The sequence below is a fragment of the Roseibium sp. MB-4 genome, assembly GCF_053005265.1.
In genome coordinates this window covers 352007-367235 of record NZ_JBRKQB010000002.1, presented here as the reverse complement: position 1 = coordinate 367235, position 15229 = coordinate 352007, and the positions used below count along the sequence as shown (strand labels likewise).

Genomic DNA, 15229 nt, shown 5'->3' with positions numbered 1-15229 from the left:
TCCAAACCAGATTTCCAACGGTCAAAGGAAAAAACATGTCCGTAGATACTGCAACGGTAAAGCGCGTTGCGCGTCTTGCCCGCATCAAGGTGAGCGAAGACGAAGCCACCCGCATGACCGGCGAACTGAATGCCATCCTCGGTTTTGTCGAACAGCTCGACGAAGTGAACATTGACGGCGTTGAGCCGATGACCTCCGTGGTCGAAACAACCATGAAAAAGCGCGCAGACGGTGTAACCGACGGCAACAAGGCCGCCGACATCACCAAGAACGCGCCGGCCTCTGAAGACAACTTCTTCATGGTGCCGAAAGTCGTCGAATAAGCAGGAGCAACCGGGATGTCGTCCGCGCCAGCCATTTCAATCGCCGTTGAAACGCCGCTCAGCGATGAGATGCGTGCGATGGTCTGTGAATTGAATGCGTTGTTGTTGAGCCTGACATCGGAAGACGCCTGCCACCATCTGACCGTCGAACAGATGGCCGATGCGCGGACCACCGTCTTTGTCGCCCGCGTTGATGGCAAGGTGGCGGCCTGTGGATCGCTCTACCGCCACGATGGCGGCATTGCCGAAGTCAAGCGCATGTACACCCGTCCCGCTTTTCAGGGCCTCGGCCTTGGACGTCAATTGCTGGACCGGATCCTGGCGCTCGCCATCGAGGAAGGCTTCTCCGAGGCTGTTTTGGAAACCGGTGTCAATTATTTTGCGGCCAAGCGCCTCTACGAGACCAGCGGCTTCAAAGTGTGCGGCCCGATCCTGGACTATCCCGAACATCCTGAATCCCTTTTCTATTCCCGGCGCCTGACGGCAGCCTGAAAGACCTGGACCCATGACAGACCTTACAAAACTGACCATTGCCGAAGCCCGCGAAGGCTTGAAGAACAAGGACTACACGTCCACCGAACTCACCGAGGCGTTTCTCGGCAACATCGAACAGGCCAACGGCGCGCTAAACGCCTATGTTGCTGTTACCGCAGACAAAGCCCGCGCGATGGCCAAAACCTCTGACGACAAGCTCGCCAAGGGCGAGGGCGGTGCGCTGGAAGGTATTCCGCTCGGTATCAAGGACCTATTCGGCACCGAAGGCGTTCACACGCAGGCGTGTTCCCACATTCTGGACGGCTTCAAGCCAGCCTATGAGTCCACTGTGACGGCCAATCTGTGGGCTGATGGCGCGGTCATGCTCGGCAAGCTTAACATGGACGAATTCGCCATGGGCTCGTCGAACGAGACCTCCTACTACGGCGACGTCATCAACCCGTGGCGGAAGAAGGGTTCCAACCAGGATCTCGTTCCGGGCGGCTCGTCCGGCGGGTCGGCAGCCGCCGTTGCTGCGCGCATGTGCATGGGCGCGACGGCTACGGACACCGGTGGTTCCATCCGTCAGCCGGCTGCCTTCACCGGTACGGTTGGCATTAAACCGACTTACGGCCGCTGCTCGCGCTGGGGCGTTGTGGCCTTTGCCTCCTCGCTCGACCAGGCTGGCCCGATCGCCCACACGGTGCGCGACAGTGCGATCCTTCTGAAGTCCATGGCTTCCGTCGACCCAAAAGACACCACGTCCGTCGACATCGAGGTCCCGGATTATGAAGCGGCCATCGGCAAGTCCGTTAAGGGTCTGAAAATCGGCATTCCGGCCGAGTACCGGCTGGACGGCATGCCGGGCGAAATCGATGAGCTGTGGCAACAGGGCATTGCGTGGCTGAAGGATGCGGGCGCGGAAATCGTCGACATTGCCATGCCGCACACAAAATACGCGCTCCCGGCCTATTACATCGTTGCGCCTGCGGAAGCCTCTTCGAACCTCGCCCGTTATGACGGCGTTCGCTACGGTCTGCGTGTTCCGGGCAAGGACATCGTAGAGATGTATGAAAACACCCGCGCAGAAGGCTTTGGTGATGAAGTCAAACGCCGGATCCTGATTGGCACTTATGTGCTGTCCGCCGGTTACTACGATGCCTATTACCTGAAAGCCCAGAAGGTCCGCACGCTGATCAAGCGCGACTTTGATCTGGCTTGGGCCAACGGCGTTGATGCCATCCTGACCCCGGCAACGCCTTCTGCAGCCTTTGGTGTGGCGGATCAGGACCTTCACTCCGACCCGGTGAAAATGTACCTCAACGACATCTTCACCGTGACCGTGAATATGGCCGGTCTTCCGGGCATCTCCGTACCTGCTGGTCTCTCGTCTGAAGGCCTGCCGCTTGGCCTGCAGCTGATCGGCAAACCGTTCGATGAGTCGACACTCTTCCAGGTCGGTCAGGTCATCGAAGACGCTGCTGGCTCTTTCGAGCCGGAGAAGTGGTGGGGGTAACACCCGCCGCCTGTTAAGGCCGCCCCGGACCTGATCCGGGGCCATGTCGGAAAGAAGCTCAGGTCCCGGGTCGAGCCCGGGACGGCAGCTGAACGGATACTGTGTCATCCCGGGCGAACGGAAGCGATCCCGGATAAAGTCTGTGGACTTTTCCGGGAAGTCAGTCTGTTAAGGTTTGGCACGGCTTCTCCCTTCTCTCCGTCATCCTCGGACTTGATCCGAGGATCCATCCCGTTTGCTCGCCCCACGCGGGGCTGATCGAATGGAACGCTCACGGAGTGGATCCCGCATCAAGTGCGGGATGACTGCGGAGGGGGGCTCTCACCTTTCGCGGTCAGCTCTCGTCGAAGAAATGAGTTGATGCCGGTCGATTAGGAATGAAACAAGCCATGCATGACATCGAAACCATCGTGATTGGTGCCGGGGCCGTGGGGCTTGCCTGCGCGCGCGCCTTGGCCCTGTCCGGGCGCGAAGTGATGGTTTTGGAGCAGCATGATCTGATTGGCTCGGAAACAAGTGCCCGCAATTCGGAGGTCATTCATGCCGGGATCTACTATCCGCAAGGCAGTCTGAAGGCGCGGCTCTGCGTCCAGGGCAAGAAGCAGCTTTACGCGTTTTGCCGGGAAAACGGGGTTGGACACGAGCAGATCGGCAAGCTGATCGTCGCCACCAATGACCCGCAGCTTCAGGAACTGGACACCATCAAGGCCAAGGCTGCCGCAAATGGTGTGACCGATCTCGAGTTCGTGTCCCAAGATGAGCTCCGCCGAAAAGAACCGGCTCTGAATGCCGCGGGCGCGCTGTGGTCGCCCTCCACTGGGATACTTGATAGTCACGGTTTCATGCTGGCGCTGCAGGGCGGTTTGGAAGCCCATGGCGGCCAAGTGGTTCTGAACACCAAGGTGGACCGCTTAGAGCCGTTGCTTGTAGGCGGCTTTGGAGTGCTCGTGTCGACCGAAGACGGCGAAGCCTATACGATCACTTGCAAGGAGCTGATCCTGTCCGCCGGTCATATGGCCCCGGCGCTGGCTGCCGGGTTAGAGGGTACGAAACCGCCCAAAGCCTATCTCGCCAAGGGCAGTTATTTCAAACTGCAGGGCAGGGCGCCGTTTTCGAAGCTGATTTATCCGGTGCCGGAACCCGGCGGCCTAGGCGTGCATCTGACACTGGATCTTCAGCACCAGGCGCGCTTCGGCCCGGATGTGGAGTGGGTTGACGACTTCCACTACCCGGTTGACCCGGCCCGCGGGGATAAATTCTTTGCCGCAATCCGAAGTTACTGGCCGGATCTTGCCGACGGCGCACTCGTCCCGGACTATTCCGGCATCCGCCCCAAAATCGTAGGGCCGGGTGTGCCTGCTGCGGATTTCAGGATTGATGGACCTGCGGCGCACGGCCAAGCCGGTCTTGTGGCGCTCTACGGGATTGAATCGCCGGGCCTCACGTCCGCACTCGCGATTGCTGATCACGTGGCAGGTCTTGTCGGGGCTGATTAGGCGGATAGTAAATCTGTCAATTCCAATCCGGTATCTGACGGGCCTCGGATTTCAGGATTTCGTCCACGTTGAGACCGCTGATTGGCTGAGACTTGTCGGTCGGGACATCGCCGGAGAGCTGCAAGGCGAGATACCGGCCGCAGCAGACCCTCAGGAAAGAAGTGAAATTGCCGAGATCGTGGCCCGCCGCAATGCTTTCGTTGTGCAGCCGGGTGATCAGTTGCACAACGTTCATGCCATCGCGCTCGGCCAGCTCCTCCAGAACTTTCCAAAAGAAGTTTTCAAGGCGAACGGATGTCACCATTCCGTCGATACGGAGCGACCGGGCACGGCATTGCCAAAGCTCAGTTGCCGCCTCGACAAACAACTTGCACATGTGTCCCCCCAGACAACTGCAGACCAAGAAAACCCTGCCCGGGTTCGAAATAATTGCCCCGGGCAGGGAACCGGAAACCTGCCAACTTCTTGTTTGGTGGGTAAAGAAAGGAAGACAGGATCGGCAAGGTTCTTGAATTGCCGCCAGGCGTCATCACCGGCAAGAATCGGTGGGAGACCTAACGTCAACAATGAATGCATTGTCCTATCAGGGGATTAGGGGCTGCGGGTAGTAACAGAATACTACACACGTAAGTGGCTCGATATGCTGGAGTTGGGTCTTGGGAACCATGGAAGCAGACCTAAGGTCCTGTGGTCCAAGCCTTCAAGCGGTCACGCATTACGACAAGTGCGGGAATGACAGCTGCGCTTGGACCTTAATGAACCCGGCGTTCCTCTGCCTCCAGAATGCCATCGGCGTCAAGGCCTGCAATCGGAACGCGTGTGTCTGTGGGTACGTCTCCGGCGAGCTGCAGCGCCAGGTAACGGCCACAGCAAACCCTGAGGAAAGAGGTGAAATTGCCAAGGTCGTGACCGGCATCAATGCTTTCGTGATGCAACTTGGTGATCAACTGCACAACATTCATACCGTCGCGCGCTGCGATTTCATCAAGAACGTTCCAGAAGAAGGTCTCCAACCGCACGGATGTGACCATGCCGTCGATGCGCAGGGATTTTGTCGTGCTCTGCCAGAGATTTACATCGGCATCGATAAACAGTTTGCACATCTCGGTGTTTCCTCCATCCCGCCAAATTACCCGCTCAGAAGGTCAATTCAAGGGCTCTTCGCCACTGTTTGGTCTGCTCGGCCATGATGCCGGCCCGGGCGGTGCGCGTTGGTGCCCGGACCGGTTGTTTACATCATCAGGCTGCGAGTGAGCCTTGCTGAGTGGTGCTCAACACCTTGTGGAACTGGGCAAGCCACGCCGGATGTGCGGGCCAGGCGGGCGCGGTGATGAGATTGCCGTCGGTGACCGCCGCATCAACAGCAATGTCCGCATAAGTCGCGCCCGCAAGTTCGACTTCCGGACGGCAGGCCGGGTAGGCCGACACTGTCCGGCCCTCGATGACCTTCGCCGCTGTAAGGATCTGGGCGCCATGACAAATCGCGGCGACCGGCTTGGCTTCGCTCATGAAATAAGACACAGCCTCAAGGACCGCACCGTCCAGCCGCAGATATTCTGGTGCCCGGCCGCCCGGGATCACAAGAGCGTCGTAGTCGGCCGGATTGATATCGGCGAAGGTGGCGTTCAGCGTGAAATTGTGGCCGCGTTTTTCCGTGTAGGTTTGGTCGCCCTCAAAATCATGGATGCAGGTGGCAACGCTCTCACCAGCTTTTTTGCCCGGACAAACGGCGTCCACTTCATAGCCCATCGCCAAGAGCGCCTGGAACGGCACCATGGTTTCATAGTCTTCGGTGAAATCACCTGTGATCATCAGGATTTTCTGTGCGCTCATGCTTCGTCCTCCCGTTGAAGAATTGCGGATGGACAAAGGCTAGCCTGCAAAGCGATGGAGCGGGTACTAGGCGACTACTACAGGCCGGATTTCACAGATCCGGCCTGTTAAGGAGTTGATTTTAATCGCGATAGTCCGGCTGATTTTTATCGAGCTGGCGCTTTAAATAGTCAAAATGGGCGTGTCCCATGCCCTTGTAGGGCTCCCACTCTGCTGCCGTCTTGGCGGCCAGATTGTCCGACATGACCGCGAGCGGCTGGCCGGTGGCATAGGCTGTCAGCAAGGTTCCGGCTGCCCGTTCGAAGTAGTAGAGATGATCAAAAGCTTCCGCGACTGTTTCAGCGGCGACCGAAACACCGTGATTTCCCATAATGAGGATCGGTTTGGTGCCGAGCGTCTCGGCAATCCGCCGTCCTTCTTCAGCCTCATCCGCCATGCCGCCAAAACCGAGATCGACAGCAACCTTGCCGAAAAAGCGGGCCGTGTTGAGATCGATCGGCTTCAAAGTCGGATCTTGAAGCGTTGCCAGAGCTGTCGCGTTTGGTGGATGGACATGAAACAGCACCTTCACCGCCGGGTTGAGCCGGTGCACCGTCCCGTGAATGCACCAGGCACTCGGGTCCGGAGCATCCGGCGTGTCCATGATGCTGTCGTCATTGGCATCCAGAAGCTGGAGATTGCCGGCTGTCACTTCGGAAAAGTGCCGCCATTTGCGGTTCATGAGGAACTTCATCCCGTCTTCGGAGACTGCGGCGCTGAAGTGGTTGCCGACGCCTTCGTGCCAGCCGAATTGAACCGCCAGCCGGAAGGCCGCCGCCAGGTCTTCCCGCAGTCTTTGTTCCGATTGTTGATCGGCGCTTGGGGTCAGCGGTGTCACGACGCTCATTTGAACCGTCCTTCTCCGGATAGGATCCTGTAGGTAGACCGCAGCTCTCCCCGGTCGGTGTAGCACCCCTGCAAATGACGCTCACCGCTGGTCGCCGAGTAAGCTACACGCCCGTGAACGATCCGGTGATTGTCAAAGACGATACATTCACCAGCATTCAAACGGAACCGCATCACGTATTTCTCGTCGCGCATCATCTTCCCAAACCGGCAAAAGGCCGGATAGTAGGCGTCCAACGCCTCTTGCGGCAGATCGAATATGTCCTCGTGGTGCTGGCTGATCGTGACGCCTGAGATGTTTCCGTAGTCGTCGAGCTCAATCACATGCTGGCGCGCGCGCATGTCGAACGTGTCGTGCTCGCAGTAATAGGGAATATCGGTTTCCACCAGCAGCTTGAAATCTTCCGGACAGGCGGTCCGGAAATCCTCGGCAACCGCCAGACCGTCGACAAAAATGCTGTCACCCCCCTCAACCGAATTCGCCCGGCAGTGCAGATACTGGATGCCTGGTGCGAATTCTTCGGACGGCAGATCCGTGTGCAGCGGCAGGGCCTTGGATGTGAAGGCAAGATTTGTCGGTTTGATGTGGGTTTTCACCTCGAACGTATGGCCGAAATAGCTGGGCCGCACATATCCGAGCAGGCCGGCGAGATCAGTCAGCCCCTCATCCGTATTCGGCATGCCGGTGATTAACGAAACGCCATCGGTCAGCATCGCTCCGGCCCAGGTCTTGCGTGCATCAGTGTCTGATGCGACTGAGCCGTAATCGAACCGCGCCATGTTTGCATAGTGATCGGCAAACCAGGATTTTCTCGCCAGATTGGCTGGATCCGGGCGCTGACGGGCTTGGGCATATTGCACCAGCTGCGCCATCGGGATCGCCGAGCGGTGCTCTGTGTCCTGCCACTGGATCTCAAGGTGATCACCGGCAATGGCAGCAGATTGTGCTTTCGGCTCTTCGGCAAGCGCGAAGATATCGTTGACCCGTTCCCTTGTTTCGGGATCGAAGGACGCCGGCTCATTGTCCTTCAGCCAATAGTAGTTGAAATAAGCGAGGCGTCCGTCCGGCAACGGTACATCCAGCCCCTTTTCGCGCAAGAGCACGCCTTCTTCACCGGTCCCGAGCATGTGATTGTCCTGTAACTTAATTGCGCGTTGTGTTAGAGTTTTCGTGTCGCGGGGTCAAAACTTCCGTTTCAATCCAGCTTCTTGGATTGAAATTGCGCTTGCGGAACTGATTTGAAAAGATCATAAAAAACGAACTTTAGTTAACTGTTGGATTAACTTGAAGCCGAATGGATCGATTGCCGCCACCTCGTCTGCTGCGTGTGTTTGAAACCGTTGATCGAATGGGCGGTGTCAAACATGCTGCGCAGGAGCTGAATGTCTCGCTGCCCGCTGTCAGTCAGGCGCTGCGTCATCTTGAGCATCACATTGGTACGTCATTGTTTGACCGCAGTACCCGCCCGGCCAGGTTGACGGCAGCTGGCGAGATCCTTCTCAAGGCCGTTACGGATAACCGGGAACGGTTGATGGAAGCGCTGAGCGACATTGACGCTCTCGAAACTGCAGCCAACACGGTCACGATTGCCTGCACCATGGGGTTTGCCACCTATTGGCTGATGCCCAGGCTGGAAGCTTTTTACCTCGACCATTCGGACATTGTCGTGAACGTTCAGACGATCGCGCATGAAGTGCCGTCTCTCGGCGCCGGCACGGACATTGCCATGCGTTATGGTGATGGCAATTGGCGTGACGGAGCCGTGCATCTCCTTTTTGAAGAGCACGTGGAACCCGTCTGCGCGCCGGGACTTGCAGCACGGATCAGCGAAGAGGCAGGCAGCCTGGCGTCCGCCTTTCTGATCCATGTCGAGGTGGCCGACAAACGATGGATTTCCTGGCCGCAATATTTCTCGCGTACAGGTCAGAAGGCCAATGGGTCTGCCAAAGGATTGAGGTTTTCAAACTATGTCCAGGCGACACAGGCCGCGCTCTCCGGTCACGGTATCATGCTCGGCTGGCGGTCGATCACCGGGGATCAGGTGGCCAAGGGCCTGTTGGTGCCGGCAAGCCTTCCAGCCTACCGGCCGCCGGACGCCTATCACGCCGTTCTTTCCAGTAGATCCAAGAATGCAGAAACGGCGGGCGTGGTGGTCGATTGGCTGAAACAGACCGCACACACAGAAACGCCTTGAAGCCAGCGCAGTGCCTCTATGCAGTTGACGACAGGTGAGGGATGCCGCTCCCAACGGCCCTATCTGCTGGCCGTTGCGAGCGCTGCTCCGAACCCAACAAACAAGCCGCCGGTGATCCGGCGGACCCAACGCACCCGCCTGGCAGAAGTCAGGAACTGGCGCATATGACTTCCAGCGAAGGCAATGGCTGCGTGATTGGCAAAACACAGAGCCGCATAGGTGACCGACAAAATGGTGATCTCGGCGAGATTGATGCCGCCCTTGGACATAAATTGAGGGAACAACGCGGTGATTACCAAAATTGCCTTGGGGTTGGTGACGGAGACAAAAAACGCCTCGAGAAAGAGCTTCATCGGGCTTTTACGTGGCGTGAGAGCGCCGTCCTGAACCTGAAAGCTGGACCCGTCTCGCAGGATCTTGATGCCGATGTAAACCAGATAGACCGCGCCAATGATTTTCAAAACTGTGAAGGCAAGGGCAGAGGCCGCCATCAGCGCACCAAAACCAAAGGCAACCGCGTAGCCGATTACGATCAGCCCCATCATGTTACCGGTCGCCGATGCGAGCGTGGCGTTGCGGCCAAAGCGCAGGGTGTTGGAAATCGCCAGCATAACGGCCGGGCCGGGGCTGATTGCCGGCAAAAGAGAAACGGCAACGAACATAAGCCACAGTTCAAATGGCATCTGAAATCTCTTTCTTTAATCGGGACAGGGCCCAAACGCGAACGGGTTCAGGGTGTCAGGTGACCTGCCTGAACGGCGCGGTCGAGGAGGGACTGGGCATAAGCCCAAAGGGTAGGAAAGGGAGCGAGTTTTGCTTCCTTTTTCTTCCGGATGTCGTCAACGGACATGGGCTCATGAACCGGCGTGTCCTGCTCTGATGCGAAGACAAGCAGCATCGGATGCAGCACATCCATCGCATTGGCAAAACGAGCTTCTTTGGTCTCGCCTGCTTCAAACTCGTGCCACAGCGCCTTGAAATCATGCGACTGTTGGCTCGGCAGCAAGGCGAAGATCTTTTCCGCGGCAGCTTGTTCCTTGATGAAGATGGCCTGGTGATTGTCTTCCGTGACCCAGTGATCGCCAGCGTCAATCTCAACCAGATCATGGACCGCCAAAAGCTTCAGGACATGATGAATGTCGGTCCCGGGTTCTGCGTGTTCTGCAAGGGTCAATGTTTGCAGGATGACGTGCCAACAATGCTCGGCGGTCGTCTCGCGCCGGCTGCCATCTGAAACCAGATTGAGCCGGATGACATCTTTCAGCTTGTCGGTTTCCAGCAGGAACGCAACTTGCCGCCCCAGATCATCCGAAGACATCAAAGCTCGCCCATGGCCGTGCGGAATCGTCTGACGCTCTCCGCAAAGCCGTAGACGAGGGCGTCTGCGGTAAACCCGTGACCGATCGACATCTCGCGGATGAACGGTGCCCGCTGCAACAGAGCCGGAATGTTCTCGACTGTCAGGTCGTGTCCCGCGTTGACACCAAGACCGGCAGCCCGGGCTGCTTCGGCGGTTGCAGCAATCTTGTCCAGTTCCTTGGCGGCGAGGTCTGGTGTGTCATAGCAGGCGCCATAAGGACCGGTATAAATCTCGATCCGTTCTGCGCCGATGCGGGCGGCATGATCCGGATCTGCCGGGTCTGGATTGCAGAAGAGGGAAACGGTCACTGCCCATTCTTTTGCGGCGGCAATAGCGGTTTCCAGGAGACCGATGTCCTTGGAAAAATCCCAACCATGGTCCGAGGTGGTCTGGTCTGGGTCGTCCGGCACGAACAGAACTTGTTCCGGCCGGGCTTCCTCCACAAGCTTCATGAAATCAGGTGATGGATACCCTTCCAGGCACAACTCCTTGTTTGGGAAGCGCTCTTCGATCAGTTCGGCGAGATCGAAGACATCGGTCTTGCGGATATGGCGCTCGTCCGGGCGCGGGTGCACGGTGATGCCCTTTGCGCCAGCCTCCATCGCAATAGCCGCCAGACCGGCAACACTGGGCCAAGGCAGATCACGGCGGTTGCGCAGCATGGCAACAGCGTTGACATTGACGGACAGGCGCGAGACGGAACTCATGAGACGATAATCCGGTTGAGGTAGTTGGCAGATTGAGTCAATTCGTTATGACTTTTGCGAAAGATTGTTCCAAAAGTCATTGAAGTCAAACAAGATATTGTCACTAGGGACAATGTTTGAGCTGGAAATTATGCCGCAAGATCGCGGATCAGCAAGTCTGGATTGTCCTTGAAAAAGCCGATAGAACGAAAGGCCTTACCAATATTTTTTGCTTCATAGATTCAAAGGTTTCAGATCGTGTCGGCAAACAGTCTTTCCGCACCCATGTCGGCCAACTTGCGCGGCAGTCTGTTCATGATCCTGGCAATGGCATTGTTTGCCATTGAGGACATGTTCCTGAAAGCCGCATCGGTGGTTCTGCCGGTTGGTGAAATTCTGATACTGTTTGGATTCGGCGGTGCTGTTGTTTTTGGCGGTTTGGCCCTGAAACGCGGTGAGGCATTGGTCCCGCGTGATGTCTTCACACTGGTCATGGGGGTGCGCTTCGTTTTTGAGCTGACCGGGCGCTTGTTTTACGTCCTGGCGCTGGCCCTGACTCCCCTGTCGTCCACGACGGTGATCCTGCAGGCCACACCGATCTTTGTCGTACTTGGGGCCATGATCTTCTTTGGCGAGCGGGTTGGCTGGCGCCGCTGGGCCGCGATCATCATCGGTCTGATTGGTGTCCTGATCGTGTTACGGCCGGGCGCTGACAGTTTCACGCCGCTGTCGATGCTGGCGTTTATTGGCATGCTGGGGTTTGCAGGCCGGGATCTCGCAAGCCGGGCAGCGCCGAAGTCGCTGAGTACGGCACTTCTCGGCTTTTATGGTTTCATCACGCTGATCATTGCCGGTGTGTGCTATTCAATCTGGGCTGGCGAGGGTCTTGTTTGGCCGGATATGTCCAGCGGTACCTATGTGGCTCTTGCGGTTTTCTCAGGTGTCTTTGCCTACAGCAGTTTGATGCTGGCCATGCGCACGGGAGACGTTTCGATCGTCACGCCGTTCCGCTATTCCCGCCTCTTGTTCGGCGTCGGCCTCGGCGTGGTCTTTTTCGGCGAGCATTTGGATGCTCAGACCCTGGTTGGCTGTGCGGTGATCGTCTTTTCTGGGCTGTTCATTCTGTCACGGGGCAGATCGGCACTTGCCGGCTGAGCTCTGCACCGAAGCTTCGCTGTCAAAGCTGAACGTGGGTAGATATAGAAGTTTTTAGATTGGCCAACTCGGTCTCGATTTTTTTTGCTTTGACGCTGAGGTCATCAGTATCAAGCCTCAGTTCGTTGCTTTCTACAGAAAGGCGTTGTCTTTCCAGCATCAAATAGGCCAAGTGCGTTTTGATCGAAGCGGTCTTGAAAACCACCTCCTTCATATCGATGTGCCATTTCACCATTTCGAATTTACCTAAGGTGAATTTGATATCCGTCATCAGAAAGTTCAGATCGATCGATGTCGAAATATTGAGGGAGGCGCTCGCGCGGTAGCTGAGCCCCCCGGCGAAATAAAGGGACATGTTGCTCCCGCGAAAGATCGTTCTGGCGTTGCCCCACGTGTCGTTCAAAGTGTCAGACCGGACGACATTGGTTTGCGTTCCATCGACATGGGTTGTTTTGGCTCCATGCGCGTGTGTGACAATGTCTTTGGCTTCGAGGAAGGCGTTTGAGTTGCCCTCGTTCGCTATGATTTCGACGCCTTTTTCGCCCGAGGTGTTTTTGTCGGACGGGACATAGTTGTCACTGGTAGCAGCGCCTGAGTGAAGGCTCACCTTCTTGTTTGCAGCGACGGAAAATTGATCGCCGGTTTCCGCGGTGATCGGGCCTGTATCTGCGGTGATGACAATCTCTTTCCCGCAATGGATGTCCACCAGATCGGTTGTTTCGACAAAAAACTTCTCTTCGGATTTGATCAAAACCCGGCCATCGCAGGCCATCGTGATGCCGCAGCTTTGTGCGGCCCTCGGACCAGCTGCATTTTTATAGACGCGATCGCCGGTTTCGTTGGCAATGTGACGGGATGGGTAATACGCCGCCACTCCGTTATCCGACTGTGCGCTTTCTTCCTCGATGTCCGAATAGGATCCGAGCCGTAGAAATGCTCCTGGCTTGGTCACGCATTCCGTATCATCTTCTTCCTTCTGGTGCGAAGGAACAAAGAAGTACTGATATCGCGTGAGAGACTGTGTGGGGTTTTGCGGGGAGAGCTCGTCCGTCTCAAAAGGCAGAATGGTTGCAGAGTTGGCAGAACCTTCGTGCACTTCTGTCTGCGGCCAATCCATTGCTAGGGCCATAACGCTCTCCCGTTTCCTGTTTAACGGATCTATCTCCGTCTGACTGGAAAGGTGTGCATTGGCGCGACCATCTACAAATTAAACATAGTTTAGAAAATCCGCTCAGGGACCGGCTGAATCTGTTGGCTCAGCAGTTTTCTGGATTGCGGGGAAAGAGCAACGTCAACCCAGATGGTTTTCAGTTGCGTTCGATATCCAACCTGAAATGCAAGCCTGAGGTTGCCAACCCCAACATCGGGCGTGTATGTCATCTGTTACGTAATAACATTACATAATCACCGTATATAATGGAGAGCCCATGTCTGCCATCCGTTTGCCAGTAACGATCCTGTCCGGCTTTCTGGGCGCCGGCAAAACCACGTTGCTGAACCGCGTTCTCAACAACCGCGACGGTCTGAAGGTCGCCGTCATCGTGAACGACATGTCCGAAGTGAACATTGACGCGGATTTGGTGCGGTCCGGCGGTGCGGCGCTCAGCCATACCGATGAGACACTGGTCGAAATGTCGAACGGCTGCATCTGTTGCACCCTTCGTGACGACCTCTTGAAGGAGGTGCGCCGGATCGCTGAAGAGCGCCGGTTCGATTATCTGCTGATTGAATCGACCGGCATTTCGGAGCCGTTGCCAGTGGCGGCAACTTTTGATTTCCGGGATGAGGAGGGGGAGAGCCTCTCCGACGTTGCGCGGATCGACACGATGGTCACTGTTGTCGATGCGGTGAACCTTCTGAAGGACTTCTCCAGCCATGATTTCCTGAGTGACCGGGGCGAGACGCTCGGCGAAGAGGACGAGCGGACCCTCGTGCATCTCCTCACCGATCAGATCGAGTTTGCCGATGTCGTGGTGCTCAACAAGGTGAGCGCAGCAAATGCGGGCCAAGTGGACGCCGCCCGCAAGATCATTCGCAGCCTCAATGCGGACGCCCGCATCATTGAGACCGACTTTTCCGTTGTGGAGCCTTCCGAAATCCTGAACACGGGGCTTTTCGACTTCGAAAAGGCCCATGAGCACCCGATGTGGGCCAAAGAGCTTTATGGTTTTGCCGACCATGTCCCGGAAACGGAGGAATATGGCGTTGCCTCCTATGTCTACCGCGCCCGGCGGCCTTTTGATCCTGCCAAAATCCACGCGCTTTTGAACGGATCGTTGCCGGGTGTTATCCGCGCCAAAGGACACTTCTGGATCGCAAGCCGCCCGGATTATGTGCTGGAGTTTTCGCTCGCTGGCGCGCTGTCCAGCATCAGCCCGCTTGGAACCTGGTGGGCCTCTGTTCCGCCGTCGCAATGGCCGCAGGACGAGCGTGTTCAGGCCTATGCCCGGTCCCACTGGTCTGAGCCATTCGGTGATCGCCGCCAGGAAATCGTCATTATAGGCGCAGGCATTGACTGGCCCGAGCTGCGGGAGCGGATGGATGCGTGTCTGATCCCGCCGGAGGCCGGGGACGACTTGTCGGCTTTTGCATCCCTTGCCGACCCATTCCCGCCCTTTCAACGCCGGGAGGCTGCCGAATGAGCCTTGCACTTGAACCTTCAGACGGTCCAGTTGCAGCCGACGTCTTCATGGGGCGGGATGCGGACATCCTGACCGAAATTGCTTCGCCGGGTGTTGCAGCTGCGATCTGGCAGCGCACACCGGAGCCGGGTTTCCAGTCGTGGATGAATGGTCTTGATATGGACCGGTTGCCTGACCTTCGAACCGTTGTTCCGGTTCATCTGGCCGAAGCCGCCGTGATCACCGCGTGTGAAACATCAGGTCTCGGCGCATGTCCAAACCGGGATGTTCTGGCGAGCGATATTGGCGCCCTTGCGGTCATGATGGCCAAGATCCTTGACGTTGATCACGTCCGGGTGCGGTTGGATGTGGCCGATGAGGTGATGTGTCCGAAGTTTCACATTGACCGGGTGCCGGCGCGTTTGCTGTGCACCTATCGCGGAGCGGGGACCGAATATGTTCCCTTGGGCTCTGAAGCGGACCCTAAGCGCATCCGGCGGGTGAAACGCGGCGCTGTGGCTCTCTTTCGCGGCGCGCTCTGGGACACGGACGAGACCACCGGCATCCTGCACCGCTCGCCGGAGGTTACACCGGAAGACGGTCCGAGATTGTTGCTGGTCATCGATCCTGTTGCTTGAATGCAAAGCCCCGCAAGTTGCGGGGCTTCTAATGTCTGCGTGAGATG

At 57.2% G+C, this 15229-nt stretch carries 17 protein-coding genes; 8 read left to right on the top strand and 9 right to left on the bottom strand.

All coding sequences use genetic code 11. From position 1 onward, the window contains the following. The first annotated feature begins 35 nt into the window (after nt 1-35). From gatC to ACVDG4_RS12785, 4 genes are all read left to right on the top strand, one after another. Complete coding sequence (gene gatC / locus ACVDG4_RS12800; protein WP_133946343.1) at nt 36-323, top strand: Asp-tRNA(Asn)/Glu-tRNA(Gln) amidotransferase subunit GatC; 288 nt, start codon at nt 36-38, stop codon at nt 321-323. A gap of 15 nt (nt 324-338) precedes the next feature. Then, nucleotides 339-815: a GNAT family N-acetyltransferase gene (locus tag ACVDG4_RS12795; protein ID WP_409692895.1), complete on the top strand. Its 477-nt coding sequence runs from the start codon at nt 339-341 to the stop codon at nt 813-815. Between the two features lie 13 nt (nt 816-828). Beyond that, nucleotides 829-2313: an Asp-tRNA(Asn)/Glu-tRNA(Gln) amidotransferase subunit GatA gene (gene gatA, locus ACVDG4_RS12790; protein ID WP_447235346.1), complete on the top strand. Its 1485-nt coding sequence runs from the start codon at nt 829-831 to the stop codon at nt 2311-2313. A gap of 389 nt (nt 2314-2702) precedes the next feature. Next, on the top strand, nt 2703-3809 hold the full coding sequence (locus ACVDG4_RS12785) for an NAD(P)/FAD-dependent oxidoreductase (RefSeq protein ID WP_447235345.1): 1107 nt from the start codon (nt 2703-2705) through the stop codon (nt 3807-3809). Nucleotides 3810-3825: 16 nt separating this feature from the next. Here the strand turns inward: ACVDG4_RS12785 and ACVDG4_RS12780 are convergent, their stop codons facing one another. From ACVDG4_RS12780 to ACVDG4_RS12760, 5 genes are all read right to left on the bottom strand, one after another. Further along, nucleotides 3826-4185: a ribbon-helix-helix domain-containing protein gene (locus tag ACVDG4_RS12780; protein ID WP_409692884.1), complete on the bottom strand. Its 360-nt coding sequence runs from the start codon at nt 4183-4185 to the stop codon at nt 3826-3828. Between the two features lie 376 nt (nt 4186-4561). Then, nucleotides 4562-4912: a ribbon-helix-helix domain-containing protein gene (locus ACVDG4_RS12775; protein WP_133946354.1), complete on the bottom strand. Its 351-nt coding sequence runs from the start codon at nt 4910-4912 to the stop codon at nt 4562-4564. Between the two features lie 136 nt (nt 4913-5048). After that, nucleotides 5049-5642, bottom strand: a complete 594-nt coding sequence (locus ACVDG4_RS12770; protein ID WP_447235344.1) for a DJ-1/PfpI family protein — start codon at nt 5640-5642, stop codon at nt 5049-5051. A 121-nt stretch (nt 5643-5763) separates the two neighbouring features. Continuing rightward, a complete protein-coding gene (locus tag ACVDG4_RS12765) occupies nt 5764-6528 on the bottom strand; it encodes a class II aldolase/adducin family protein (protein ID WP_447235343.1) in 765 nt (254 codons plus the stop codon). Continuing rightward, the gene (locus ACVDG4_RS12760; protein ID WP_447235342.1) at nt 6525-7655 is read right to left on the bottom strand and encodes a TauD/TfdA family dioxygenase; all 1131 of its coding nucleotides are present in this window, start codon (nt 7653-7655) and stop codon (nt 6525-6527) included. The genes ACVDG4_RS12765 and ACVDG4_RS12760 overlap by 4 nt, the downstream gene beginning before the upstream one ends. Nucleotides 7656-7822: 167 nt before the next feature. On the opposite strand from ACVDG4_RS12760, the gene ACVDG4_RS12755 reads away from it, so the two are divergent. After that, complete coding sequence (locus tag ACVDG4_RS12755) at nt 7823-8722, top strand: LysR substrate-binding domain-containing protein (protein ID WP_447235341.1); 900 nt, start codon at nt 7823-7825, stop codon at nt 8720-8722. 59 nt (nt 8723-8781) lie between these two features. Here ACVDG4_RS12755 and ACVDG4_RS12750 read toward each other — a convergent pair whose 3' ends face one another. The 3 genes from ACVDG4_RS12750 to ACVDG4_RS12740 are packed head-to-tail and all read right to left on the bottom strand — an operon-like array spanning nt 8782 to nt 10789. Beyond that, complete coding sequence (locus tag ACVDG4_RS12750) at nt 8782-9405, bottom strand: LysE family translocator (RefSeq protein ID WP_447235340.1); 624 nt, start codon at nt 9403-9405, stop codon at nt 8782-8784. Between the two features lie 47 nt (nt 9406-9452). Beyond that, nucleotides 9453-10040: an HD domain-containing protein gene (locus tag ACVDG4_RS12745; protein ID WP_447235339.1), complete on the bottom strand. Its 588-nt coding sequence runs from the start codon at nt 10038-10040 to the stop codon at nt 9453-9455. After that, complete coding sequence (locus ACVDG4_RS12740; RefSeq protein ID WP_447235338.1) at nt 10040-10789, bottom strand: pyridoxine 5'-phosphate synthase; 750 nt, start codon at nt 10787-10789, stop codon at nt 10040-10042. Before ACVDG4_RS12740 ends, ACVDG4_RS12745 begins: the two co-directional genes overlap by 1 nt. A 237-nt stretch (nt 10790-11026) precedes the next feature. Between ACVDG4_RS12740 and ACVDG4_RS12735 the strand changes: the two genes are divergently transcribed. Continuing rightward, nucleotides 11027-11923, top strand: coding sequence for a DMT family transporter (locus ACVDG4_RS12735; RefSeq protein ID WP_447235337.1), 897 nt, complete (start codon nt 11027-11029; stop codon nt 11921-11923). Nucleotides 11924-11945: 22 nt separating this feature from the next. Here the strand turns inward: ACVDG4_RS12735 and ACVDG4_RS12730 are convergent, their stop codons facing one another. After that, complete coding sequence (locus tag ACVDG4_RS12730) at nt 11946-13052, bottom strand: hypothetical protein (RefSeq protein WP_447235336.1); 1107 nt, start codon at nt 13050-13052, stop codon at nt 11946-11948. A 298-nt stretch (nt 13053-13350) separates the two neighbouring features. On the opposite strand from ACVDG4_RS12730, the gene ACVDG4_RS12725 reads away from it, so the two are divergent. Both ACVDG4_RS12725 and ACVDG4_RS12720 read left to right on the top strand, forming a co-directional pair. Beyond that, on the top strand, nt 13351-14565 hold the full coding sequence (locus ACVDG4_RS12725) for a GTP-binding protein (protein WP_447235335.1): 1215 nt from the start codon (nt 13351-13353) through the stop codon (nt 14563-14565). After that, the gene (locus tag ACVDG4_RS12720) at nt 14562-15182 is read left to right on the top strand and encodes a DUF1826 domain-containing protein (RefSeq protein ID WP_447235334.1); all 621 of its coding nucleotides are present in this window, start codon (nt 14562-14564) and stop codon (nt 15180-15182) included. Before ACVDG4_RS12725 ends, ACVDG4_RS12720 begins: the two co-directional genes overlap by 4 nt. Nucleotides 15183-15229: the final 47 nt, after the last annotated feature.

Excerpts from the sequence above, each read along its gene's own strand:
- gatC (WP_133946343.1), top strand. The coding sequence starts at position 36 with ATGTCCGTAGATACTGCAACGGTAAAGCGCGTTGCGCGTCTTGCCCGC.
- ACVDG4_RS12795 (WP_409692895.1), top strand. The coding sequence starts at position 339 with ATGTCGTCCGCGCCAGCCATTTCAATCGCCGTTGAAACGCCGCTCAGC.
- gatA (WP_447235346.1), top strand. The coding sequence starts at position 829 with ATGACAGACCTTACAAAACTGACCATTGCCGAAGCCCGCGAAGGCTTG.
- ACVDG4_RS12785 (WP_447235345.1), top strand. The coding sequence starts at position 2,703 with ATGCATGACATCGAAACCATCGTGATTGGTGCCGGGGCCGTGGGGCTT.
- ACVDG4_RS12780 (WP_409692884.1), bottom strand. The coding sequence starts at position 4,185 with ATGTGCAAGTTGTTTGTCGAGGCGGCAACTGAGCTTTGGCAATGCCGT.
- ACVDG4_RS12775 (WP_133946354.1), bottom strand. The coding sequence starts at position 4,912 with ATGTGCAAACTGTTTATCGATGCCGATGTAAATCTCTGGCAGAGCACG.
- ACVDG4_RS12770 (WP_447235344.1), bottom strand. The coding sequence starts at position 5,642 with ATGAGCGCACAGAAAATCCTGATGATCACAGGTGATTTCACCGAAGAC.
- ACVDG4_RS12765 (WP_447235343.1), bottom strand. The coding sequence starts at position 6,528 with ATGAGCGTCGTGACACCGCTGACCCCAAGCGCCGATCAACAATCGGAA.
- ACVDG4_RS12760 (WP_447235342.1), bottom strand. The coding sequence starts at position 7,655 with ATGCTCGGGACCGGTGAAGAAGGCGTGCTCTTGCGCGAAAAGGGGCTG.
- ACVDG4_RS12755 (WP_447235341.1), top strand. The coding sequence starts at position 7,823 with ATGGATCGATTGCCGCCACCTCGTCTGCTGCGTGTGTTTGAAACCGTT.
- ACVDG4_RS12750 (WP_447235340.1), bottom strand. The coding sequence starts at position 9,405 with ATGCCATTTGAACTGTGGCTTATGTTCGTTGCCGTTTCTCTTTTGCCG.
- ACVDG4_RS12745 (WP_447235339.1), bottom strand. The coding sequence starts at position 10,040 with ATGTCTTCGGATGATCTGGGGCGGCAAGTTGCGTTCCTGCTGGAAACC.
- ACVDG4_RS12740 (WP_447235338.1), bottom strand. The coding sequence starts at position 10,789 with ATGAGTTCCGTCTCGCGCCTGTCCGTCAATGTCAACGCTGTTGCCATG.
- ACVDG4_RS12730 (WP_447235336.1), bottom strand. The coding sequence starts at position 13,052 with ATGGCCCTAGCAATGGATTGGCCGCAGACAGAAGTGCACGAAGGTTCT.
- ACVDG4_RS12725 (WP_447235335.1), top strand. The coding sequence starts at position 13,351 with ATGTCTGCCATCCGTTTGCCAGTAACGATCCTGTCCGGCTTTCTGGGC.
- ACVDG4_RS12720 (WP_447235334.1), top strand. The coding sequence starts at position 14,562 with ATGAGCCTTGCACTTGAACCTTCAGACGGTCCAGTTGCAGCCGACGTC.